The following is a 24,764-nucleotide window of genomic DNA, read 5'->3' as shown; positions in this document are numbered from 1 at the left end:
TTACAAGTCTTCTTCCCACACGACCAATTCATCTTTTGGCCAATTGTGGCCTATCTCATGATACTTTTGTTCGAGCACATGACGTTTAATTTTAAGCGTTGGCGTCAGTACGCCATTTTCTATACTCCAAGGTTCTTTAATCATTAACACACCTTTGATTTGCTCATGAGAGGCGAGTTCTTGATTCATCCTGGCAATAACTTTACGTGTGGTACGTGCGTATCGCTCTCGATCAAAGTTAGGGAAGTCATGTGGCACAACCAAAAGAATCGGAGCGGGTAGCCCTAAACCGATGAGACACATCATCTCTACGCGACTGTACTCGAAAAGCTTTTTCTCGATAGGAACCGGAGAGACAAATTTACCTTTGGCGGTTTTGAAGTTATCTTTTTTACGGCCTTGAATCGTTAGATAACCATCTGAGTCGATAGCGCCGATATCGCCTGTGTGTAGCCAGCCCTCTGAATCAAAAGACTCTTGGGTGGCAATGTCATTTTTGTAGTAGCCAGAAAATAGCCCTTTGCCACGCACCATGATTTCATCATCAGCTGCGATTTTTAACTCAATGCCTGGTCCTGCATTACCGACACTACCGATTTTGTCAGCTCTAAATGGGTAGTTGAGCGTGCTGTAGGCAAATGATTCCGTCATCCCCCAAGCCTCTGTGATATCAAGGCCCACTGAGTGGTACCATTCCAACAGCGCTGGCGAGACAGGTGCAGAGCCACAGCCTAATACTCGAGCCTGATCTAAACCTAGACCATCTGCTAGCTTTTTCTTGATCAAAGAATTGACGAATGGGATTTTCAACAGAATATTGAGCTTCTTCTGTGGAAGTTTGTCTTGAATACGTTGCTGGAATAGCGTCCATAATCGTGGGACGGAGATAAACAGAGTTGGTCGGTGCATCTTCACATCTTCGATAAAAGTGTCCAGTGACTCTGGAAATGCTGTTGGCACGCCACCCATAATCGATGAACCGAAGATATAAACACGCTCTGTAATATGAGCGAGCGGTAAATAAGAGAACAATCGGTCGTTTTCTTGGATACCAATATGATTGATCAGTTGCTGAACAGACCAACTGAATGCGCCGTAAGTTAGCATCGCGCCTTTCGGTAACCCTGATGTGCCTGAGGTATACACCAACGACATTAGCTTGTCATCGTAATGCTGCGGACGCTCTTTACTTGGCACTGCATCAGCAATGAGCGCTTGGTATTCGTGCTTACACTTTGGTGCCGTGTCATAAGGTAGAGCGATGCTAATGAGTTCAGGCATAGCATCAATGACTTGCTGAGTTGCTTTGGGATCATCGAGTTTTCCGCCAATGATCGCTTTACTTTCACTATGAGTCACACAGTATTCGATGGTGCCTGCACCGGCGGTAGGAAAGATTGGCACACTGACATAGTCACCAAGCATCATAGCAAGATCGCAAATAAACCATTCTGCACAGTTTTTAGATACTAATGCGACTTTGTCGCCAGGCTTTACACCAAGTGAGCGTAGTGCGCTGACAAGTTTTAAGGCTTGATCTGCAACATCAGAGAATGTGTACTCAACAAATTGTCGGTTAATAATTTGTTTTAGGTAGACCTCATTTGGACGCTCTTGAGCCCATTTGAGGATCATTTCATTTGGTGGTGGGAGAGCGCAACCAGCAGCGCTATTTAGATTCGGCTGATTCATTTTAAGTGACTCCATGTCTTCTCATTGTATTTATAATTGTTAACGCATTGTTAACTTTAGCATGTTAAATCGCGACACGGGAATGCATTTTGATGAAATATGTGGGGAAGATAGCGTTAGTTATGGTTGAAGTCGGAGCGACTCGATCTAAAAAGCAATGTGATTGATGCTACGCAAAAGAGAACAGGCTTTTCAGCTGTTATGTCATACCGACTTCATACTAAGAGCACAGGTAAGCAATTTATTTTATTAATAATATTGCGAAAACATAGAATCTATCCTAATTATTTATTAACTAGTGGCTTAGTGTTGAAGATAAGTATAAATGTCTCCTAATTTCTTCAAAGCGCCAAACTTAAAGGTATGTCGTGGTTTTGAAGTAGCTATACTAATCTTACTTTGGAAAGTTAGGAGCTTCACCTCAAGCTATTGCCTGAGATTACTTGGGTACGATCATCAGCAAAAGGAAAGATGTGATGTTACGGAAGACTTTACTGGGTACCTATCTTTGTAGTTTATTCATTGCGGGGAATGCATATGGTGCTGAAGGAGATGATATTCCTCAGCGCGCCCAAACGGTTGGTGATGTTATTGAGCGCCCAGGCGTTCTCACACCTAAAGGTAAATGGTCATTTGATTCGTCTTTAAGCTATACACAAAACTCTTCAAACAAAGTATCTGTTGTTGGGTATACAGTCTTACCAACTCTGATTGTTGGGCGAATTGAAGTGAGTGATTCGGATAGGACTACAGTAACCGTTGGATTAACTGCTCGGTACGGTTTAACAAACGCCACAGAGTTAGAAGTTAGAGTGCCGTATGTGTATCGTAATGACCAAGTTTCTACGCGCCCCATTCAAGATGGTTCAAACAGTGAAGTAGTAAACACAACGGTGGATGGCGGAGGGCTTGGTGATGTAGAGTTCGCATTGAGGCACCAGTTTAACTTTGAGTCTGCGCCATACTGGGTAGGTGGCCTTAGAGTAAAGTCGGATACAGGACGATCGCCTTATGATGTTTCTATTGAAGATGGAAGCAACTCATTTAGTGATGTCCCTACAGGTTCGGGTTTTTGGAGTTTTGAGCCTAATTTATCTCTTATTCACCCTGTTGATCCTGCGGTCTTGTTCGCTAGTCTAAGTTATATTTATAACTTAGAGGATACTGTTACAGTTGGCGACACAAAAGCTGATGTTGAACTTGGAGACACTATTTCTCTTTCAGGGGGAATGGGGTTTGCGGTGAATCCCGATCTTTCATTCTCTTTAGGACTTAGCCATAAAACTATTTTAAAAAGCAAAGTAAATGGCAGATCGGCAGATGATGCTAAGTTGCTTCAATTAGATGCATTAACTTTTGGTATAAACTATGCCTTTAGTGAACGCTCATCTATCAATGTTAGTGCTCAAGCTGGTCTTACAGAAGATACTCCCGACTTTCAATTAACAGTACGAGTACCTTTTAATTTGTAAAATGGATATTAGGCCTAGGCCCTTGAGTCTTGGGCCTAATTTATCGTTAGCGCCTAGTGTTCGCATTATAAATTGATTGGATTATATTGGATAAAGTAGGTATATATTCTTTAAATGATGGTGGCCGATTGATATATCGAACTTTCTTTTGGTATGTAATCATAGATATCAGTCGTTTCTAATATCAAAGAAGCTTAACGTGACAATTTTTCAGATAAAAATGGAAATGCTCATTGAAGGTGGTTCAATAAGGCGTCTTCTAATTGTTGGTTTGCTTTGATTTCCCGTATTACCCCATTTACTTGAGCATCAATGTCTACGAGCGTGCTAAGTCCAATAATACTGTTATCTTTCGTGTTTTGAATAATATTGATAATACTTGAATTTATAAAGTCTGAACTTATTATATTAGGATTTTGAGACGAAGGCATTTTGGGTGAATCTATAGAATCATCTCCAATAATATTGCCCTCACCAAATTGTATGATGTTAACAATACCCTGGTTGAAAACATCTCCACTTTGATTTTCACTATTTGCGCTAATGTTTTTTAAATTACCATTTTCAATTACTAAGTTGGCAATGTTTGTGTTCAAAATATCATCGCCATTTATAGTCGTAGTAATGCTTAATCCAATATTAATAATATACTCGTCCGTAATTTGGAAACCACCTCGATATTCTTCTAAAGATGAATTTGAAAGAGGAGTAAGTTCTTGCAGGCCAACATCTTTAGCATTCACATTAAAATGAGGTATTAGCATACAAAGCACTAACAAAAATTTATTGTAGTTCATAATGCAGGCCTTTCAGGTTGTTTAGTTCTTAAAGTTATTTAAAACAATGGTATATTAATTTTCACCGGAAACTGGGAGAGTAATGCTAAATACCCCTAAGGAATCTCTAGACACTCCTGTTTTTAATGGTGATCTTTGATATACGGTGAAATTATCATTGGTTATAAAGCTAGACCTTCCCATTTCCGCTTCGTTACGGACCAGTAACACAATTCCTTGGTAATATTTTTCAAACTCATCCAGTTTCATTATCATGGTTCCTCTAGAAGGGTCTCCTAGAATAACTGAGTGATTGTTTATACCTCTGATGACAACAAAATGCATATACCCATCGAAATTAACGAGAGTAATCCCAGGGACGCCGACTTCTTTAATTTTCTCCAATCCTACTTGAAAGCCGTCAGAACGTAACCCTATGGAATCCAAGTAAAACTTCATATCCAACAAAGAAAAACCTTTCTCTTTGATTTTTTCTTTATCACCTTTTTCAAACATGCTTTTGAAGATATCTTGTTCAGATGACTCTGTTGCATAATGAAAAGTGAGAAGAGAAGCCAGGGCGGCAGAGCCACAGCTGAAGTCATACTGTTGGCGAAAAACATCACCGAACACTATTTCTTTGTAGCTTTTAACAGGAACAGAGTAATGTGCTCGGTAAGGTAGCAGTTCTAATGAAATGGCTGATGCTGAATAAACGAGCATCAGCCAAATTAAGTTATTTAATACTTTCATATTGTTTACTTGAGTGTCAGGTTAACGACGGTAGAGTTCTGGATTAAAACGTTGTTTCCGCTGTTCTGAATTACGTTGGATATACCCGAACTGTCTGCGAACGCTCCACTTGATAGTATATTGTTACCACTCACGGTGTTTGACGCGACATTATCTGACGAAATACCATTGATATCTGATTCTGCATAAACCAAGTCGAGTTCAACATTTTGTCCACCTCTTGATTCATTCATGATATCCAAGCTAACTTCTCCGCCAGATAATGCAATGTCATCAGCGAGTGCAGTGCAGGCAACTATCATACTCAAAGTACAGATTGCCAAACGCATCGCTTTCTCCTACTAGTCGGTTACTCACCCCCAGTAAACACACTTGCATTAGTTGTAACAGATTGTTGTACAAGTGAATTTGAACCAGCATTTTGACCAACGGTAGTAATACCAGCTGCACCACCAAGACCACCAAGGGTGTTCATGTTTTCAACTCGAACTCGAGTATCATCCGCGTTAGTTGCATAAATAACTGATGCACCTGTAACACCACCCATTAGGCTTGAGCTCGCAACAACCATATCTGTATCCATATGGACTTGATTGAAGCTATCAACATTTGTTGAGCTCGAGTCACTTTGATAGTTACTATTGTCGTTAAAGCTGTTCGAGTTTGTTGTGCTTGAATCAGCGTAGCTACGGTTATCACTCTGGTTACGGTTGTCGCTTTGATTACGATTATCGCTGTTATCGTTAAAGCTACTGTTGATACTAGAGTCACTGTTGTCGTTGTTGCTACGTCTTACAGTAGTACTAGAGTCGCTGTTGTCGTTGTGGCTTCTATTTGTGTTAGTACTTGAGTCACTACTATCACTATTTAGGCTCACATCAAGATCAGCACTGGTACTGTTGTCGTTAGCGTTAGACGTACTATTGTCGTTGTGGCTTTGAGCTGTGTTAGTGCTCGAGTTTGAGTTGTCGCTGTTGTTATTAAAGCTGTCATCAACACCAAGAGTTGCACTGTTGTCAGTGTCGCTGTTGTCGTTGAAGCTATGACCAATACCTAGTGACGCACTATTATCGCTGTTGTCGTTGAAGCTATCACCAACACCGAGAGATGCGCTATTGTCACTGTTATCATTGAAGCTGCCAGATAAACCGATATCGGTATTAGCGCTGTCAGTCCATTGCATGTTGTCGTCTCCATCATCGATCTCATTCGCGATCAGAGAGCCACTAAATAAAATTGCTGACATTGCTAAAGCAAGCCCTGTTTTGTTTAGAGTCATAACGATTACTCCATTTCCTGTTATTCCTGATTAAAAATGACTGCACTTAACTTCTTGCTGCTTCCTTCAAATGTTGTGGGAAGCGATGAAATTATAAGAAAGGATCAGTGAAAGCTGTTCTCATTATTGAGAATGATTCAGGCTGGAAGGGAGTATTTAGGTGCGTCTCTTTAAGGTGTTAAAGAAAAAAATAACATAATCATAATGTTATTTTTTGTATTTACTTTAAGTACTCATCAAGTATGAAATGAAGCCAATATAAAGAAGTAATTCGTTCTATTGCACTGAGCGGAGCAGTCATCCATTTTTTATAAATGGTATTTTATCCAATTATTATCTTTATTATTTAATATTATAAATCATATCCTTATGCTAACACAGGTTGAAAAGTATGGATAAAAATATAACATGTTCATACTTTTTAAGTCTTTTTCGGTGCTGAAAAGCAATGCGATATCATTCTGAAGTGCTATATTTTCTACTTAAAATGAAGATAAATTCTCTTTGCTATCCCCAATTAATTTTCTAACGGGGGTTGGTGAAACAGGTAAGTTAATGTGGTGGGACTATGGAAAAGAAGCACTTGATACTGCTAGCTGAGAGTAATTTACAAAGTAACTTAATAAAAAAACAGCTGTCTTCCATTCATGATGTCGATGTAAAGATAATGCAACCAGATGAAGTGGTGTTCAGAAGTCACTCACTCAGTATCGATTTGATGTTTATTGATTACGATTTTATGCGTCAGCTTGAAGTACAAGGAAAGTTACCAGATTTTGATCTATTTGGGTGGTCCTTTATGCTTCACAACGTCCCTTGTGAAAAAGTACAAACGGACTTACTGCATTGGAAGTTGTTAAAAGGAATTTTGCTCCGAAGTGCATCAGTGACACATATATGTGATGGCGCGGAATACGTACTGAAAGGTGGGTTGTGGCTACCAAGAATGTACCTAGAGAAGTTAGTCCTCAATTATCGGCATGCAAATTTGTCCGAAGAACAGCAGCATGATGAGTTAACATGCAGAGAAAAACAGATTCTAGAGCTACTTGTGTACGGCATTTCAAATCAACAAATTGCTTCAAGACTTTTTTTATCTGAAAGTACAGTGAAAAGCCATATATACAAGTTGTACAAAAAACTCGATGTCCATTCTCGTCATGATGCGGTTAAGTTGGTAAGAATGAACAATGGCTTAACCGAGAGAAGTTAAGTCACAATTTGTGATGCTCTTTTTATCGGGGTCTGTTCCGTTTTCACTATCTAATCTAAGCAAGGGCACTCGTATTTGAGTGCCCGTGGTTTATCTAGATTCAATAGTTGGCGTATCAGCAGGCTACATCATGCCCGTGACAAGGCCTGCTGCCACAAAAAACACGATCATCCATAGTACCGAAAGGTTGAGCTTTTTGTGTAGATAGAAACCCGCAATCACTAACGCCATGTCGATGGGAGCAACAACTGCGCTGCTAAATACTGGCTGGTAAAGTGCCGCGAGTAGCAACCCTACTACCGAGGCATTTACACCGTTGATGGCGCCGGAGACCAGCGGTTTGCCTGCCAGTGCTTGCCAGTTTTTAAGAACGCCAAGCAGTAAAAGAAACCCTGGGAGGAATACGCCAAGCGTTGCGATCAGAGCGCCTAAAATTGGCGTATCCGAAAGCTCATAACCGATAAAAGTCGCAAAGGTGAACATTGGCCCCGGTACAGCTTGTGCAGCGGCGTAGCCTGTTAAAAATGCATCTTGGCTGAGCTGGTCGCCAACAATGTTTTGCAGAAGCGGCAGCACCACATGACCGCCACCAAACACTAAACTACCAGCTTGGAAAAAATCACTAAACAGCCCAAGCAAAGGTAACGTATGAGCCACTAATGGTAAGCCGAGTAAAAGCACCGCAAATAGAGCCAATGGCGCGATAGACGGTTTAAACGGCTCGGCTGATGACGCGGAGTCTTTCTTCAGATATCGCGTACCGACAAAACCTGCTGCGATCAACACGAACATTTGCGTCATGATGCTTGGTGCCACCAGCAACGCAATCGCAGTCGCGACGCACAAACCCGCGGTCAGTTTACTTTGGCAGAAGTTTTTGTACATGCCCCAAGTCGCATCCGCCACGACGACGACTGCGAGCAGTTTTAGGCCGTGAACGATGTTTTGGAACACTGCGGTGTCGGTGATTTGGCTGCTCACCATCGCCAGCGCCAACATGATGATCACCGAAGGAAGAGTGAATCCGACAAATGCTGCGCATGCGCCACCTAAACCGCCGCGTTTATAACCTAAAGCAAAGCCAACTTGGCTTGAGCCCGGTCCCGGCAAAAACTGACTGAGTGCGACAATTTGCGCGTACTCGCTGTCATCAAGCCATTTCAGTTTCTCAACAAAGGTTTGGCGAAAATAACCAATATGAGCCGCCGGGCCGCCGAAGCTGAACCAACCCAGCCAGAAAAAAGTTTTGAATATGGTGAACATGTCGAGCCTGTTTATCTAAAAAGCATTGTTGCTAATTTATCGAATGCTCTAAAATGACTCAAATTGATGATTTTAATTTCATCTATGAATGAAATGGGATGAGGATGTTGGAGTGAAAGAGGACATTCAGTGGCGCAACATTGACTTGAACTTATTGGTGACGTTTTCCTACTTGTATCGCTATCGAAGCGTTAGCGTCGCGGCAGAGAAAAGTTACGTTAGCCAGTCGGCGATGAGTCATAGTTTGTCTCGTTTAAGGTTGTTGTTTGACGACCCGCTTTTTGAGCGAAAAGGGCACAATATGGAGCCCACCGAGCACGCTCACCACATCGCGCCAACTGTGCATCACTTGTTGGATTCTATCGCCAAAGACTTGCTCACTAAGTCTGCCTTCCAACCTGAAAATTACGCGGGTGTATGTCGCATCGGGTTAACGGATTATGCCGAGTTTATCTTTGCTCCTCGGCTTTATGACGAAATACGCCAGCGCGCCCCAGAGGCGCAGATCAGTTTTATTAACGTCAATCGTAGCAACTACGTGGCATTAACTGAGCACGAAAAGCTCGATGTCATTATTGGCAGCATGCCGGTGTTGGATGACAACTTTGAGAGCTTGTACTTGTACACCGAAAAACACGTGTGCATGTGTGATAAACAGGTGTTGAAAGGGGAAACACTGCTGTCTCTGGAAGCGTTCGCGAACATCGAGCAAGCTCTGGTAAGTCCCGATGGGAGCTTAAAGACACAAGTAGACCAAAAGCTCGCAGAACATGGCTTGAGCCGCAAAGTCACCGTGGCGTCGCGCAACTTTCTCACTATTCGGCATCTATTGAAAAAGCGCGATCTCATTGCCATCGTGCCAGAAAAAATGGCGTTGGCGGAGGGCTTTTCGGACGATCTCATTACTGTTAAGCCGCCGATCGCCGTTGCGGATTTTGATATTGCCATGCTGTGGCATTCCAGCCGAAACAATGAAGACAAAGGCATTTGGCTACGCGAGTTGGTTTCTTCGACCATCACCTCTAAATGATAAACATTTGGGGCACTCATGGTGCTTAGAGTGATTTGTTGTTGAACTTCTTACTACCCGCTGAGTTATCGGCGTTATACCGAAACAGTACTGATTGAGCAAAATGAATGTCTTTGGTTGGGGGGGATATTCCAGATTTAATTCATAAAAGAGATTAATGGAAAAGGTATCATTGAGTTGTACCACGTAGTTTAAGCTCTGTTTGAACGTATACATGAAGAGGGAGTAAGCGTCCATCTCGGTATTTTTCCACTAGTAAGTTCACTCCCTGAGTTCCCATCAACTCAGAGTGAATACGAATTGTAGACAACGGCGGAAAGGTAAAGCGAGCAGTAGGAATATCATTCATACTAATCAGCGTAATATCCTCTGGTATCTTTAAGCCAAATTCATGGATTGCACGTACTATGCCAATCGCGATGGAGTCTGAATCAATGAATACTGCTTTCGGGAAGTCACCTTTGGCTAGCATCTCTTTCGCTAAGTTATAACCGGACAAACTAGAGCAGGCACAATAGTGTATATCATGTTCTGCGACCACGCCTTTTAGATAGCCATAGTCCAAAAACACATTTTCACGAGTGTCAGCTGCGTCGTGCTTGTCTTGACCGCCAATATAACCGATGCGGCGGTGGCCTCGTTGTACAAAGAAATCAACTACTTGCCTACTGATTCGAATAAGGTCGACATCAACGCAATCATAAGGGCAGGTTGGATCTGAAAAGTTTATGTAGCAAATGCTATCGGCTAGACGTTTAGGTAATTTATCTACTACCTTTTGGTCGACATTTCCGACTAAAAGGACACCTGTTATCTTTTTCGTTTCAACATCAATTTCACTGTTATAGCAATTGGTTAGCGTAATACCTAATTTGTCGCATTGCGTTTCAATCCCATGACGAATTGATAAGTAGTAAGGGTCATTCACCTCTGTTTCTTGTTTGTAGTTATATAAGGCTAAAAAGTGATGTTTTTGCTTAGCTTCTTTGATGCCTTTCTTCGAGCTACTGGTGCGGTACTCCAGTTTTTCTGCAATTTCCAAAATGCGGTATTTGGTTTCTTCTTTAACGCTCAACGTTGGGTCGTTGTTCAAAACCCGCGATACGGTTGCAAGTGAGACGCCTGCTTCAATGGCGATATCTTTTAGCTTTGCCATGTAAATTTCCCGTTGGCACTGCCCAAGTGTGAGCTCAATAATCTGACTATTTTAAACAGCTACTTAGATATGCACAAACCTTTAGTAAGACAGTCCTAAACACTTTAAATCATCATATCAAGCCAAATTGTTTTCATGAAATAGACTCTATTGAGTAATAAATAAAGCCGTAAACGTAAGGATTATATTGCTGTAAAAATACTGAAAAACGCGACTGGTTTGGAAACTTGCTACTTGTGGTAACTCTAGTACTTAATAGGACTCGAGCTGTTTAGAGTTTAATCAAGCAAACGTTTTATTGTTCATGTTTATGTTTTGTGTCTCCTTTTATAAACAAATCAATAGGAAAGTATTCAACTCTATTTATAATCTCCGCGCTTTTAAAAGCTGTCTAACAGTATGAAAAATTAGGAAATTATAATGAAAAAAGTATTGCCATTATTGGCTTTAGGTGCAGTGGTTGCTTCAGCATCAGTTCAAGCAAAAGGTAACTGGTATGTTGGTGCTGATTTGGTAAATTCAGATCTTAAAGTTAAAAGCTTGTCAAAAGATCTTTCTGCGACAGGTCTTAGCCTTGCTGTAGGTAAAGAGCTTCAATATTCAGAAAACTTCAAACTAGCTTTTGAAGGTGAGTACATATACTTTGGCGACTTTGAAGAAACATTTTCTTACATGGGGTGGCCGGTTAAATTTAGTGTTGATGCTTCTGCGTTCAATTTCAATGCGAAGCCTAAATACCAATTTGCAGGTACAGGCTTCTATGTTGGTGCGATTGCTGGCCTTGGTGTAATGAGTGTTTCTTATGAAGTGAAATCATCTAGCACTGTTACCGATGATGGTCGTGATGTAGGCTTTAACTACGGTGTTGAGGCTGGTTATGAGTTCGCTTCAGGTTTGGTTGTATCTGGTGGCTACCGTGCTTCTTCGGTAAGTATTGATGCCGAAAACGGTGGCAGCGAAGATTTTGATTTTGACAGCCTGTACGTTGGTGTTGATTACAAGTTTTAAGCTTGCGTAAGCAAAACATAGATACTAAAGAGGAGCCGTTAGGCTCCTTTTTTGATCAGATTATCAATCAACTCATAATGGTGATCTTGTACGCCTGCAAGGTTGCCATATTTGGGTTGGTGGCGGTCATTTTCTTTCGCGTGTTGCCAGCCAATGGTGTGACGCACAAAATGCTCTGCAAACGCGTGGGAAACTTCCAAGCAACCTGCCAGTACGGTATCAACATAACTTTGCATGATTGGGCTCTTTGCGCATGGTGGTAGTGGCTCGTCTTTTACGTAAACCCAAATGTCGTGTTCTTGGTTAAAACTCGCATCTGTTTCGATTTGATCTGGCTGCAGTTGAATACGATGATAACCTCGCTCACGGCGATCGAATTCTGCGAGCGCTTCTTTATTCACTTCGAGTAAAACGCCATTAACCTGTCCATCGCCTTGGTTCACCACTAATGGAGAGAGGCTGTAGCTGTCGTCAATCTTCCCCCAGTAGCGCACCAGTCCATGAGCAATGACGGGAATGGCTTCTCCCGTTTGTCCGGTTAACTTACGTGACGCAGAATTAATCAAACTGCCATAGCCAAATATGTACATCTTCGTTGCATCCCTTAACTGATGGTTGTGTCTCTCACCGTTTATACCTAACCCGCCTCTGAAGCACAACTTTACCTCTTAAGTATAATCTTAATTATAAACATGTATTTTTTATGCATGTTTGTGGTAGCATCAATATTGTAGTTGAGTCAACCAGCATCAAGAGACGCTTGAGGGCAAGATAATGCTGAATATCACCGATAAAAAAGTGGAAGAAAAAATCCCCGCATGGCTGCGATTAGGCTTTCGGCCGTTTTTTCTGTTTGGGTCGATTTACGCCATTGTTGCGATCGCGTTGTGGGTGTGGATGTTCCAAGGCGGACAGCCAAACGCATTAGCCGTGCCTGCATTATGGTGGCACGTACATGAAATGTTGTTCGGTTTTTCGATGGCCATTGTAGTTGGCTTTGTACTGACCGCGGTACAAAACTGGACTGGCATTAATGGTACCAAGCATTACATGCTTCTGGCTTTATTTGGCTTGTGGTTAGTGCCCCGCATATTGCTTTGGACACAAGCACCGTTATGGTTAACCAGCAGTATCGAAGCGGTATTTTTACTGTTTGTCGCCTATGAGGTGGGCATTCGTGTGTATCGAGCCAAAGGTTGGCGTAATTTGTTTTTCGTTCCACTGTTTCTTTTAGCCATCTTTGCGAACTTTGCAAGCTACGCAACGATAAAAGGTATGCCGCCCTTTAGCTCTTCAGCGGTGTGGCAAGCAATGCTGTGGTGGTTTACCTTGCTGTTGTCAGTGATGGGCGGACGTGTAATTCCATTTTTTACTGCGCGTCGATTTAATTTCGAAAAAGCGCAACCATTGGCTTGGTTAGAGTGGTTCGCGAACTTGCCATTGGTAATGCTATTTGTGCTGAGCTTTTTCCCTGTGACGTTTGCAGAACTAGGTAGTCCTTTGATGCTATTTGCAGGTGTTGCTCAGTTGGTGCGTTTTGTTCGCTGGAAACCTTGGTTAACCCTGAACGAGCCTTTAGTATGGTCGCTGCATGCTGCGTATTTGTGTTTACCACTAAGCTTAATTTTGCGAGGCGTCTGGGGAGATGCATTTGCCAGCCATAACCTCATTCACCTGTTTGCGATAGGTGCGTTAGGCGGTTTGATTTTAGCGATGATTACACGGGTGACGATGGGACATACTGGTCGCATGATCTACAAAGGGCCAAACATGAGCCTTGCGTTTGCAGCGATTACCGCGGCAGCTTTGGTTCGCAGTTTCGCCGTGATCTTTGATCCAGCGAACATGATACTGTGGATTGATATCAGCGGTGGATTATGGATTGTTGCGTTTGGGCTATTTGTGTGGCGCTTTGGTGTGATGCTTGTGACCCCTCGTGTGGATGGTCACCCCGGATAAGATTCTAATGTGAGTAGAGAAAAGAGGAGCCGCGTGCTCCTCTTTTGGTTTTTGTTCTTTATAGGTTTAGTGTTTATTCGTCTTCGTCGTCCGCTTTATTCGTGAGCCCCAAGCGTTTAAATAGCCACCACTCTAGACCAAAAATGACAATTAAGGCGATGCAGAACCAGGTGAATGCCATGGTGGAATCCACGCCTGGCATTCCACCAACATTGATACCGAGTAAACCTGTTAAGAAGCTGGTTGGTAGAAAAATCGTTGCTACCAAAGTAAACAGGTAACTGTTTTTATTGGTTTTCTCATCACGATGATGTTTGATCTCTTCTTGGAAAAGCGCCACTTCTCCAAGATAAAACTCAAGTGTTTCATTTATGCGCGTAATATTATTGTGTGCGAAGCGATATTGATGAGGTCTCAAAGCAATCAATTCTGATTCTGACTCCACAAGATCACGGATAGCGTACTGCTGAGGGCGAATAAAACGCTTGATAGAAATCAGTGCTTTTTGAGTCGCCATATGTTTGTACGTCGACTCATCATTCACGTCGAACTGGTTTAGTGTTTCTTCAATCGTATCAAGGTAAATGTCTATTTTACTGTTTAATCCTTCAATGATCTGATGAAGTAAACTGGCAAGACTTTTTGGGCCTTTGTGTTCCGCTAATGCTTGGCGAATCTCCATGATCGCGCGTGATGGAATTTTACGAGTTGAAATGAGTGCGCCTTGAAAGTAGAGAATTCGAATACTAAGCATATCTTCTGGTGATGCATTGCCGTTCATATTGACGCCTCGTAAAATCAACATGAAGTTCTCGTCATCCAAAGGATGGAAAGATGGTCGGCTTTCGTCGGCTAATAGATGATCAACCGTAGCTCGAGGTACTTGGTTCTGCTCCAGCCAACCACGAATATCAGGATGCAGCCGTTCGCAATGGTACCAATGCTTAGCTTGAATTTGCTCTGCCGTGGTGGATTGTTGAGTTGCTTCTGGGGTTGAGAAGTCCCAATGTTCAATCATAAAACCCATTTTCTTTTCCTTGTTTGAGCCGATACCAAAATAACCTCAAGATACTTCTTTCGCGAGAATTGCATTGCCATACAGAGGCAATACTCTGAGTACGGTACTCTGAAGTCATTGATGCATTATTTTTCAAATGAGTATGATTGTATTTAACGCCAAATGTCTATGAATAGTTGTTCTTATTTGCAATCGAGTGGAGCGCACCAAGGTGTTGTGCTTAAACAACAAAACAAAAAGCCTGCAACTAAGCAGGCTTTATTGTGGGGGAGGGAGGGGAGCTGTTAGCCAACTTGAGAAAGATTAACCACTTTCTGTTGTAGCTTTTTCTTTAAATAGTCCGTTAAGGCCTGTTTTTCTTCCTCGTTCATGTAAAGACCAAGCTTAGTACGGCGCCATAAAATGTCTTCATCGGTCATTGCCATTTCATGGTTCATTAAGTAATCGATCTCACGTTGGTAAACACCACCTGCTTGTGCCGAGAACGTTTGTCCTAAGTCAGCTTCACTTGTTGTGCCTTCCATTAAGTTCCAGGTTTGGGTACCAAACTGTGTGACATAACGAAGAATCAATGCTTCTGGCGCCCAAGTGTATTTAGCGTGAATTTGTTTAGCTAATTGTTCACGACTACAGCTGAAGTTACCACCAGGAAGGGTTTGGTTGGCCGTCCAGTCTTTACCCATTTCAGGTAGGAACGGAGCAAGTTTCTTCATTGCTGCTTCACCTAACTTACGGTAGGTCGTTAACTTACCACCAAAAACAGAAAGCAGAGGTGCATGGTCGTATTCCGCATCGAGCTCTAGCGTGTAGTCTCGTGTGATTGCTTGCGGAGAGTCAGATTCATCGTCACATAAAGGACGAACACCGCTGTATGTCCAAACTACATCTTCGCGAGTCAACTGGTGGACAAAGTGTTGGTTTACGATATCAATGAGGTAATCGACTTCGTCATCTGAGATCGACACTTCACGTGGGTCACCTTTGTATTCCACATCTGTTGTACCAATGATTGAGAACTTATCTAAGTAAGGAATCATAAATACGATGCGATTGTCTTTGTTTTGAAGAATGTAGGCTTGCGGTTCGTTGTGGATACGAGGAACAACGATGTGCGAGCCTTTGATTAAGCGAATGTTACGAGGAGAGGCTTGCTCTAATCCATCATCAAAGAACTGTTTTACCCAAGGCCCCGCAGCATTGACTAACGCTTTCGCTTGACGTTCGAAACGTTGGTCTGTCATCACATCGTGAATAGTAACATGCCAGATACCACCTTCACGGTGTGCTTTTTCCACGCGGCAGTAGTTACGCACTTCAGCATGGTTTTCGCGAGCCGCAAGAACGTTCAGTAATACTAAACGTGCATCATCAACCCAACAGTCAGAGTATTCGAAACCCGTTTTCATTTCTGGTTTTAGCAAGCCAGATTTCGCAAGGTTGACGGTTTTACTGCCTTGCAGCGTCGTACGTTTACCCAAGTTATCGTAAAGGAAAAGGCCACAACGAATCATCCAAGCTGGGCGTAGGAATGGGCGATGCGGTAAACGGAAACGCATTGGTAGTGCGACGTGTGGTGCTTTACGAAGAATAACCTCACGCTCTGCGAGCGCTTCCGAAACTAAACGAAACTCGTAGTGTTCAAGGTAGCGTAAACCGCCGTGTATCAGTTTAGAACTTGCTGAAGAAGTCGCAGATGCGAAGTCATTTGCTTCGTATAAGCCAACACTCAAACCTCGGCCAGCTGCGTCTGCTGCAATACCAGCTCCGTTAATGCCGCCACCGATTACGATCAAGTCTAAGGTAGTGGATGAGCTAGTAGTGGAAGCATTATTTTGTATACTCATAAATTTGACCTCTTGGTGAGCGAACGAGCATTTTAGAACATAATGTAATCCTAGCTCAGGTTTCGTTTGTGATCATCTATTATTTTCGTTTGTGAGCGTTTTGTGTGATTTAGACACAAAAAAACCTCTGTCTAATTAAGACAGAGGTCATTTGAGGGGGAGTTATACGATTGACGTTACTCGTTTTCGGAGTTTGATTCGTTAGCTTCAACCACTTCAAGTGGGATAGAAGCTTCCTTCAAAATTGACAAGATTTCTTCTGGTGGCTGCTTATTGGTAAAGATCATGTTGAGCTGTGCAATATTGCCTAGTTTCACCATAGCATTGCGCCCGAACTTGGTGTGGTCTACGGCAAGAAATACACTACGGCTATTGTCAATGATCGCTTGTTTGACCCGGACTTCGTGGTAATCAAAGTCTAATAGCGAGCCATCGAAGTCGATACCGCTAATGCCGAGAATACCAAAGTCGAGACGGAACTGTTTAACGAAATCGAGGGTAGCCTCGCCAACAATACCGCCGTCTCTGCTGCGGACTTCTCCACCCGCTAAGATGACTTTGATTTCAGGGTTAGGGAAAAGAATGGTCGCAACATTGATGTTGTTGGTGACAACACGCAACTGTTTATGGTTTTTATTGAGCGCTCGCGCAACTGCTTCTGGTGTAGTGCCAATATCGATGAATAGTGTGGCACCATCTGGAATGTGTTTGACTACCTCGTCTGCAATGACATCTTTTTCATTGAAGTTGAGCGCTTTACGCGTGTTGTAAGATGTGTTTTCAGAACTGAGAGGAATAGTGGCTCCACCGTGATAACGACGAATTTTGTTGTCATCGGCGAGTTCATTGAGATCGCGTCGGATGGTTTGTGGGCTGACATTGAATCTTTCTACCAACTCATCCGTGCTGACATAGCCTTGTTTTTTCACCAGCTCAACAATCTGCTGGTGTCGAGGTATTTGCTTCACTTACCACTCCCTTGTGCATTGGTAACGGCCAATGCTTCAAATTCGAAGCTCTATTGTGCTCGAATTTGCTCGTTGTGAGAAGTAAGCGAGTTCAGGAATCGGGGATAAAGCGCAAAAAGAGCGCACAAATGGCGCTCTTCTTTTCTTATGGAGATGAGATTAATCTTCTTCGTCGTGAAGTTCAGACCAGGTTTGTGCACATTTCACTGCACGTTTCCAGCCCTTGTAACGACGATTGCGTTTTTCTTCATCATCGTGTGGCTCAAAGGTGCGATCAAGTACCGCTTTATTCTGCAACTCATCAATGCTATCCCAGTAACCAACTGCAAGGCCGGCAAGGTAGGCTGCACCAAGAGCGGTAACCTCAGTTACTTGAGGGCGGTGTACTTCTGTGTTCAATACATCGGATTGGAATTGCATTAGGAAGTTGTTCGCTACTGCACCACCATCGACGCGAAGGTTCGCAAGCTTAATGCCTGAGTCAGCTTGCATCGCATCCAGTACGTCACGAGTTTGATAAGCGATGCCTTCCAATGTTGCACGGATGATATGGTTTGAATTCACACCGCGAGTAAGGCCGACAATCGTGCCACGTGCGTAGGCATCCCAGTATGGAGCGCCTAAACCAGTAAATGCAGGCACGACATAAACGCCGTTTGATGTATCCACTTTTGTCGCGAAGTATTCAGAGTCTTCTGCACCGTTTAGGATTTTCAATTCATCGCGTAGCCATTGGATAGAAGCTCCACCCATGAATACGGCACCTTCAAGTGCATAAGCTGGTTCGCCTGCAGGACCACAAGCCAAAGTAGTTAGAAGGCCATGTGTCGAAGTGACTTTTTCTTGGCCAGTATTCATTAGCAAGAAACAACCCGTACCGTAAGTGTTTTTCGCTTGACCCGCTTCAACACACATTTGGCCGTAAAGCGCCGCTTGTTGGTCACCTGCGATTCCAGAAATAGGAATACGAGTACCGCCTTTACCACCGATGTTGGTTTTACCGTAAATTTCCGATGAGCGCTTCACTTCTGGCATCATAGATGCTGGGATGCCAAGCTCATCTAACATTTTTTGATCCCAACATAGATCGTTGATGTTAAACAGCATGGTACGCGATGCGTTAGTGTAGTCGGTTACGTGAACGCGACCTTGAGTCATCTTCCAAACTAACCAAGTATCGACAGTACCAAACAACAGCTTACCTGCTTCTGCGTCTTCTCGTGCGCCTTCAACATTGTCCAGAATCCATTTAACTTTGGTACCGGAGAAGTAAGGGTCAAGCACCAAACCAGTGTTGTCACGTACATAGTTTTCGAGACCGCGTGCTTTTAAATCTTCACAGATATCAGCAGTACGGCGACATTGCCATACAATCGCATTGTAAACGGGTTTACCTGTTTCTTTGTTCCAGACGATAGTCGTTTCACGCTGGTTAGTAATACCGATAGCCGCTAATTGGTCGCTACGGATGCCAGACTTAGCTAGAGCTTCTACTAAGGTAGAGCTTTGTGTTGCCCAGATCTCCATTGGATCATGTTCAACCCAACCAGCTTCTGGATAAATCTGAGTAAATTCGCGTTGCGCGACGCTTACGATGTTCGCATCATGATCAAGAATCACTGCGCGAGAGCTTGTTGTACCTTGGTCTAGGGCAACAATGTATTTTTGCTCAGTCATGGTAAGAATCCTTTTGTTTCGTTATTTATATTTTAGTAAATGTTCGAGTTACGTCAGTTTTAAGCTCTAGCTTCTTCTGTTTCTTCTTCCGTCTCACATTGGTTTGGAATCGTGCAACCGTGACCTTGTTGTGGAAGGTAAGCGGCAATCGCTTTTGGATACAACCAACCACCAAAACACGCACCTGCAATCGGAGCAAGTAAAGGCACGATAAAGTAAGGAATGTCTTTAGCACCTGTCAGAGCGTAATCCCAACCAGCGAAGTAAGCGAACAGCTTTGGTCCAAAGTCACGAGCAGGGTTCATCGCAAAGCCTGTTAGTGGGCCAAGTGAACCACCGATGACGGCAATCAAAATACCGATCAATAGAGGGTTCATTGCGCCACGTGCCGCGCCGTTATTTTCATCGCCCAGAGCCAGAATCGCAAACATCAGCACAGCAGTGATAACGAATTCCACAGCAAAAGCACCAAAGAAAGAGAGGGAGGCATGCGGATAGGTTGAGAAGATACCAGCAGTTGCTAGTGCATCTTGGCTGCTGCGAACGAAGTTATGAGCGATTTCGTAGTCGGTGAAAAGGTTGCTGTATAAGCTGTATACCAATGCAGCAGAACAGAATGCCCCAAGCATTTGAGCGATAATGTATGGCACCACTTTCGCCTTATCAAAACCATGGAACATAGCAAGTGCGATGGTAACGGCAGGGTTGATGTGTGCACCAGAGACGCCAGCCGTACAGTAAATAGCGATGGCGACACCGAAGCCCCATACAATACTGATTTCCCATTGTCCAAATGATGCGCCTGTTAGAACTAAGGCTGCAACACAGCCTACGCCGAAGAAAATAAGTAGTCCTGTACCGATAAACTCGGCCAAACATTCTCCGAGCAGAGAGGGGTGTTTGTTCGTTGTCATGTTAAAAGTCCTTTGATCATTTTTGCCTGTCTAGCACGGTACTATTGTGCATATATAAACGTTTGCGAAAACAAACGAGCGTTAAAAATGAGCGTTTGAGCATAAATTTGTTAATCAAAGTCTTCGTTTTTGTTAAATGGCGCATCTTTTAACCGGAAAAGAACACAACGAAAATAATTTATTTGTCACGAGGCCAGTGTTGAGAGCGCTCAAATTACCGATGTGAAAAAGAATGCACAACTGGTAAGAGGAGTTTTGTGAAGCTGCTACGTGCTTGGAGATTTATTACACAGAACTTGTGTAGCAGTTAACCCTAAAGGAGTAGGAGAATGTCAAATGTATCAAGGGCTAGCAGTGATATAAAAAAATACGCTGTCATGTTTGGACTTTTAGAAAAAATCGTCATCCCATTGATACCAATAGGATGAGTTGAGAAGAGAATAAACGCTGTTAATGTCTTGTGTTTGTGAATCATTGCTTCGGCTTGTATTCAGATAAAAATTGTTTTTTTTATTTCGTTTGATGCTAAACGTGATCGTTTTTCAGCTTTTTAGTTATTAGTTGGTTCGGAGCGAGTAGGGCAGGCGTAAATCGCCCTTTTTACGGTTAGTTTATGTTCTAATTCGAGCCTTTGTTTCAAAGGTTTCGAATTGGAATGCTCAAGTGAGAGGTTTGAATATCAGTTTCATATTAACGAATCTTGAGTAAAGTTGAACGATGATCTAATTAATGCTCATATAATTTACTGTATTTACTTATATTTAATCCATGTGCAACATTTGTCACAGAAATAAAATCCTAACTCCATACAATTCATGAACTTTCGAACGAAGATTTATTTTGTTTCGTTCGCTCCTTTTGTGTTTTTACCATCGCATACAAAATAATGAGGTTCCTATGTTTGGAATATTCAAACCTAAGGCGCACATTGATCGTCTGTCCCCTGGCAGCATCGATAGCACCTACTCTCGCCTCCGTTGGCAACTCTTTATCGGTATCTTTGTTGGCTACGCCGGTTACTATCTAGTTCGTAAAAACTTCAGTTTGGCGATGCCTTATCTTATCGAGCAAGGCTTTAGCCGCGGAGACTTAGGTGTCGCCTTGGCAGCTGTTTCCATTGCATATGGTCTCTCTAAGTTTCTAATGGGCAGCGTTTCAGACCGCTCCAACCCTCGCTATTTCCTTAGTGGCGGCCTATTGATGTCTGCATTAGTGATGTTTTGCTTTGGCTTTATGCCATGGGCGACTGGTAGCGTCACTGCGATGTTCATTTTGCTTTTCTTAAACGGTTGGTTCCAAGGGATGGGGTGGCCTGCTTGTGGCCGAACCATGGTGCACTGGTGGTCACGTAAAGAGCGTGGTGAGATCGTTTCGGTTTGGAACGTGGCGCACAACGTGGGTGGTGGCTTGATTGGTCCACTATTTATTCTTGGCCTGTGGGCATTTAACGATGATTGGCGCACTGCATTTTATGTTCCTGCATTTTTCGCCACGTTGGTTGCTGTGTTTGTTTGGATGACGGTTCGCGATACCCCTCAGTCTTGTGGTCTGCCTCCTATTGAAGAATACAAAGACGATTACCCAGATGACTATGACAAGTCCCATGAACAAGAAATGACAGCGAAGGAAATCTTCTTCAAATACGTCTTCAACAACAAACTTCTTTGGTCGATTGCAATTGCAAACGCATTTGTTTACCTAATTCGTTACGGCGTACTGGACTGGGCACCTGTTTACCTAAAAGAAGCGAAGGATTTCTCGGTAGATAAATCGTCATGGGCTTATTTCTTATACGAATGGGCTGGCATTCCAGGAACACTATTGTGTGGTTGGATCTCTGACAAATTGTTCAAAGGTCGTCGTGCACCTGCTGGTATCTTATTTATGGTGCTAGTGACAGTTGCAGTGATGGTTTATTGGTTTAACCCTGCGGGCAACCCAACAGTAGATATGATGGCGCTTATTGCAATTGGCTTCCTAATCTATGGTCCGGTTATGCTGATCGGTTTGTACGCACTTGAACTCGCTCCGAAGAAAGCGGCAGGTACTGCCGCTGGTCTTACTGGTTTGTTTGGATACCTGGGTGGGGCAGTTGCCGCAAACGCGATTTTGGGCTATACCGTAGACCACTTTGGCTGGGATGGTGGCTTTATCATCTTAGTGGGTTCTTGTATTACTTCTATCGTGTGTTTGATGTACGCCTTCTTAGGTGAACGTGCGCACCACGAGCAAAAAGAGCGCGAGAAGGAAGCGCTAGCGTAATATTTATTTAAAGAGGCAGTGGAATACTGCCTCTTCGCTTTATCAAGGAAATAACAATGAAAACAAAGTCAGTATGTCTTACTTTTTTAGCACTTAGCCTTTCTGCTGGTGCGATTGCGAAGCCGCTTGTCATTGCGCATCGTGGTGCATCGGGCTACTTGCCTGAGCACACGCTAGAAGCCAAAGCACTTGCTTACGCAATGAAACCTGACTACATAGAGCAAGATGTGGTAATGACGAAAGATGACCAGTTGGTCGTGTTGCATGACCATTATCTCGATCGCGTAACGGATGTTGCGGAGCGTTTTCCTGATCGTGCACGTAAAGATGGTCGTTATTACGCGATTGATTTCACTCTGGCGGAAATCAAATCCTTGCGAGTTACCGAAGGGTTCAACATCGATGAGAAAGGCAACAAAGTAGCGGGCTATCCAACCCGATTCCCTATGTGGAAATCTGACTTCACCGTGCCGACGTTTGCTGAAGAGATTGAGCTGATCCAAGGCTTAAACAAAACGCTGGGTTATGACATCGGTATTTACCCAGAAATTAAAGCGCCTTGGTTCCATCGTCATGAAGGTAAGGACATTTCTAAAGCAGTACTTAAAGTCTTGAAGCAGTACGGTTACGGCTCTCAAGACGACAAAGTCTACCTTCAGTGTTTTGATGCGAATGAACTTCAACGCATCAACAGTGAACTCATGCCTGCAATGGACATGGACTTAAAGCTCGTTCAGCTTATGGCTTACACGGACTGGAACGAAACTATGGTGTACAAAGGCGACAAGGCAACACCATACAGTTATGACTGGATGTTCGAAGCCGACGGAATGAAGAAAGTAGCGAGTTACGCGGAAGGAATTGGACCTTGGAAGCCGATGCTGGTGGATGATAAGTCAACCAAAGACAATATCATCATCAAGCCGTTGATGAAGGCTGCAAAAGACGCTGGCTTGCAAGTGCATCCATACACGTTCCGCGCCGATCCAGGACGCATTCCAGCGTACACTGACAGCTTTGAAGGCATGATGGATGTGTACTACAACCAAGTAAAAGTGGATGGTTTGTTTACTGATTTCCCAGATAAAGCGGTCAGCTTTTTAAATCAGTAATCACGCATTTTTCTTTAAGCTAAAAAATCCCCCAACAGTTTCCTGCTGGGGGATTTTTCTTAACTATTTATTAGTTGTTTTTATGCAGTTCGCTGTTCAGTTCAACCGCGCTCTTGTTAGCAAGACATTCGATTTGACCTGTTACAGAGTTACGACGGAACAGTAGGTCAGAAACTCCAGCAAGATCGCGTGCTTTCACCACTTCGACTTCTTGACCGTCAGAATCTAGCATGCGTACTTTAGAACCAGCAGTTACGTACAGACCTGATTCGATAGTACAACGGTCACCCATTGGGAAACCAAGACCTGCGTTCGCGCCTAGTAGCGAGTTTTCACCGATAGAAACCACAACTTTACCGCCGCCAGATAGCGTACCCATGATAGATGCGCCGCCGCCGATGTCAGAGCCGTTACCAACCACTACGCCAGCAGAGATACGACCTTCAACCATGCTTACGCCTGTTGTACCCGCGTTGAAGTTGATGAAGCCTTCGTGCATTACTGTTGTGCCTTCGCCAACGTGTGCGCCAAGACGTACGCGAGAAGTATCAGCGATACGAACGCCAGTTGGTACCACGTAGTCCACCATTTTAGGGAACTTGTCTACGCAATCTACGCTTAGTGCACGACCCGCTAGGCGAGCTTCGATTTGACGCTCTGCTAGTTCAGGTAGATCGATTGGACCTTCGTTAGTCCATGCGATGTTGTGCAGTAGACCGAAGATGCCGTCTAGTACCGTGCCGTGTGGTTGAACTAGGCGGTTAGAGATAAGTTGAAGCTTTAGGAAGCCTTCAGCAACGCTTTGTGGTTGTTCGTCAGTTGCAAGGATAACCAGTACAAGTGGTTGTGCTGATTCTGCTGCTTTTGCTGCGAAAGATGCGTTTGCCGCATCGCCGTTTGCTTCAAATGCTGCTGCCAGTTCTGCGCTTTGTGCTGCAGAGATCTCGATAGCTTGGTTGCCTTGCTCGTAACCTGCTACTGCTGCTAGTGCGTTAACAAGCGCTTCGCTTGGGTTAAGAACTGGGTTTGGGAAAAACGCTTCGATGATTTTGCCGTCGCGGTTTTTAGTTGCCGTACCAAAGGCTAGAGAGAAGAAAGCCATAGTTGATCTCCATGTGTTGAGTCTTGTGTCTCGTCTGTTCACTGACAAGAAATAATTAAGTTGTCAGTCATCATAAAGAGAGTGTTGGGGAGTTTAAAGAGGGGAAATGGAGAAAGTCCGTAGATGGATACCTTTTGTCTTTTTAGAGATATGTTTGTCTGATGAGAAATGTGGCTACGAGGTGGTCTATTGGGGGAGTTTTGCTGAAACGATAGAAGGCAGTTTCTTGTCTCGGCTCTAGAAAGAAAGGGCGTTTTCCTATTCTG

General features: G+C 43.4%; 21 protein-coding genes. 7 read left to right on the top strand and 14 right to left on the bottom strand.

The genetic code is table 11. The features are described 5' to 3' along the window. Window positions 1-1,692: an AMP-binding protein gene (locus tag R7Z77_RS13625; protein ID WP_064376481.1), complete on the bottom strand. Its 1,692-nt coding sequence runs from the start codon at window positions 1,690-1,692 to the stop codon at window positions 1-3. A 476-nt stretch (window positions 1,693-2,168) separates the two neighbouring features. On the opposite strand from R7Z77_RS13625, the gene R7Z77_RS13620 reads away from it, so the two are divergent. Next, entirely contained in the window at window positions 2,169-3,164 is a 996-nt protein-coding gene (locus R7Z77_RS13620; protein ID WP_005380160.1) for a transporter, read from the top strand. A 230-nt stretch (window positions 3,165-3,394) separates the two neighbouring features. Here the strand turns inward: R7Z77_RS13620 and R7Z77_RS13615 are convergent, their stop codons facing one another. Genes R7Z77_RS13615 through R7Z77_RS13600 form a run of 4 tightly spaced genes read right to left on the bottom strand, consistent with a single transcriptional unit; the run spans window position 3,395 to window position 5,972 of the window. Continuing rightward, a complete protein-coding gene (locus R7Z77_RS13615; RefSeq protein WP_064376472.1) occupies window positions 3,395-3,961 on the bottom strand; it encodes a hypothetical protein in 567 nt (188 codons plus the stop codon). A gap of 54 nt (window positions 3,962-4,015) precedes the next feature. Continuing rightward, complete coding sequence (locus tag R7Z77_RS13610) at window positions 4,016-4,693, bottom strand: C39 family peptidase (RefSeq protein ID WP_005380165.1); 678 nt, start codon at window positions 4,691-4,693, stop codon at window positions 4,016-4,018. Between the two features lie 5 nt (window positions 4,694-4,698). Beyond that, a complete protein-coding gene (locus R7Z77_RS13605; protein ID WP_005380167.1) occupies window positions 4,699-5,022 on the bottom strand; it encodes a hypothetical protein in 324 nt (107 codons plus the stop codon). Between the two features lie 20 nt (window positions 5,023-5,042). Then, window positions 5,043-5,972, bottom strand: a complete 930-nt coding sequence (locus tag R7Z77_RS13600; RefSeq protein ID WP_005391691.1) for a hypothetical protein — start codon at window positions 5,970-5,972, stop codon at window positions 5,043-5,045. A 568-nt stretch (window positions 5,973-6,540) separates the two neighbouring features. Here R7Z77_RS13600 and R7Z77_RS13595 point away from each other — a divergent pair. Next, on the top strand, window positions 6,541-7,185 hold the full coding sequence (locus R7Z77_RS13595) for a helix-turn-helix transcriptional regulator (protein ID WP_005380169.1): 645 nt from the start codon (window positions 6,541-6,543) through the stop codon (window positions 7,183-7,185). 123 nt (window positions 7,186-7,308) lie between these two features. Here the strand turns inward: R7Z77_RS13595 and chrA are convergent, their stop codons facing one another. Further along, window positions 7,309-8,448: a chromate efflux transporter gene (chrA, locus tag R7Z77_RS13590; protein WP_017820434.1), complete on the bottom strand. Its 1,140-nt coding sequence runs from the start codon at window positions 8,446-8,448 to the stop codon at window positions 7,309-7,311. Between the two features lie 112 nt (window positions 8,449-8,560). Between chrA and R7Z77_RS13585 the strand changes: the two genes are divergently transcribed. After that, window positions 8,561-9,478 carry a LysR family transcriptional regulator gene (locus tag R7Z77_RS13585; RefSeq protein WP_153015675.1) on the top strand — a complete coding sequence of 306 codons (918 nt, stop codon included), beginning with the start codon at window positions 8,561-8,563 and terminating at the stop codon, window positions 9,476-9,478. 169 nt (window positions 9,479-9,647) lie between these two features. Here the strand turns inward: R7Z77_RS13585 and ebgR are convergent, their stop codons facing one another. Further along, window positions 9,648-10,634, bottom strand: a complete 987-nt coding sequence (gene ebgR / locus R7Z77_RS13580) for a transcriptional regulator EbgR (RefSeq protein WP_025768213.1) — start codon at window positions 10,632-10,634, stop codon at window positions 9,648-9,650. A 420-nt stretch (window positions 10,635-11,054) separates the two neighbouring features. On the opposite strand from ebgR, the gene R7Z77_RS13575 reads away from it, so the two are divergent. Then, a complete protein-coding gene (locus tag R7Z77_RS13575) occupies window positions 11,055-11,642 on the top strand; it encodes an outer membrane beta-barrel protein (RefSeq protein WP_017820436.1) in 588 nt (195 codons plus the stop codon). A gap of 38 nt (window positions 11,643-11,680) precedes the next feature. On the opposite strand, the gene R7Z77_RS13570 is transcribed toward R7Z77_RS13575, so the two are convergent. Beyond that, the gene (locus R7Z77_RS13570; RefSeq protein WP_042521366.1) at window positions 11,681-12,232 is read right to left on the bottom strand and encodes a gamma-glutamylcyclotransferase family protein; all 552 of its coding nucleotides are present in this window, start codon (window positions 12,230-12,232) and stop codon (window positions 11,681-11,683) included. A 184-nt stretch (window positions 12,233-12,416) separates the two neighbouring features. Between R7Z77_RS13570 and R7Z77_RS13565 the strand changes: the two genes are divergently transcribed. Continuing rightward, window positions 12,417-13,601, top strand: a complete 1,185-nt coding sequence (locus R7Z77_RS13565) for an NnrS family protein (protein ID WP_005380186.1) — start codon at window positions 12,417-12,419, stop codon at window positions 13,599-13,601. Window positions 13,602-13,674: 73 nt separating this feature from the next. Here R7Z77_RS13565 and R7Z77_RS13560 read toward each other — a convergent pair whose 3' ends face one another. From R7Z77_RS13560 to R7Z77_RS13540, 5 genes are all read right to left on the bottom strand, one after another. After that, complete coding sequence (locus tag R7Z77_RS13560; protein WP_005380188.1) at window positions 13,675-14,628, bottom strand: CorA family divalent cation transporter; 954 nt, start codon at window positions 14,626-14,628, stop codon at window positions 13,675-13,677. 275 nt (window positions 14,629-14,903) lie between these two features. Continuing rightward, window positions 14,904-16,463, bottom strand: a complete 1,560-nt coding sequence (gene glpD, locus R7Z77_RS13555) for a glycerol-3-phosphate dehydrogenase (protein WP_213967757.1) — start codon at window positions 16,461-16,463, stop codon at window positions 14,904-14,906. Between the two features lie 176 nt (window positions 16,464-16,639). Further along, window positions 16,640-17,431, bottom strand: a complete 792-nt coding sequence (locus tag R7Z77_RS13550) for a DeoR/GlpR family transcriptional regulator (protein WP_005380192.1) — start codon at window positions 17,429-17,431, stop codon at window positions 16,640-16,642. Between the two features lie 159 nt (window positions 17,432-17,590). After that, entirely contained in the window at window positions 17,591-19,108 is a 1,518-nt protein-coding gene (gene glpK / locus R7Z77_RS13545; protein ID WP_005380193.1) for a glycerol kinase GlpK, read from the bottom strand. Between the two features lie 59 nt (window positions 19,109-19,167). Next, complete coding sequence (locus R7Z77_RS13540; protein WP_005380195.1) at window positions 19,168-20,022, bottom strand: MIP/aquaporin family protein; 855 nt, start codon at window positions 20,020-20,022, stop codon at window positions 19,168-19,170. A gap of 897 nt (window positions 20,023-20,919) precedes the next feature. On the opposite strand from R7Z77_RS13540, the gene glpT reads away from it, so the two are divergent. Then, window positions 20,920-22,284 (top strand): glycerol-3-phosphate transporter, encoded by a 1,365-nt coding sequence (gene glpT / locus R7Z77_RS13535; RefSeq protein ID WP_005380199.1) that lies wholly within the window; start codon window positions 20,920-20,922, stop codon window positions 22,282-22,284. A gap of 56 nt (window positions 22,285-22,340) precedes the next feature. After that, window positions 22,341-23,396 carry a glycerophosphodiester phosphodiesterase gene (glpQ, locus tag R7Z77_RS13530; RefSeq protein ID WP_005380201.1) on the top strand — a complete coding sequence of 352 codons (1,056 nt, stop codon included), beginning with the start codon at window positions 22,341-22,343 and terminating at the stop codon, window positions 23,394-23,396. A gap of 70 nt (window positions 23,397-23,466) precedes the next feature. On the opposite strand, the gene dapD is transcribed toward glpQ, so the two are convergent. Further along, a complete protein-coding gene (dapD, locus tag R7Z77_RS13525; protein WP_025768219.1) occupies window positions 23,467-24,498 on the bottom strand; it encodes a 2,3,4,5-tetrahydropyridine-2,6-dicarboxylate N-succinyltransferase in 1,032 nt (343 codons plus the stop codon). Between the last annotated feature and the right edge of the window lie 266 nt (window positions 24,499-24,764).

It is taken from the genome of Vibrio sp. 1401, from assembly GCF_033340295.1.
The sequence above is the reverse complement of the archived record's forward strand: the minus strand, read 5'-3'. Positions and strand labels throughout refer to the sequence as shown.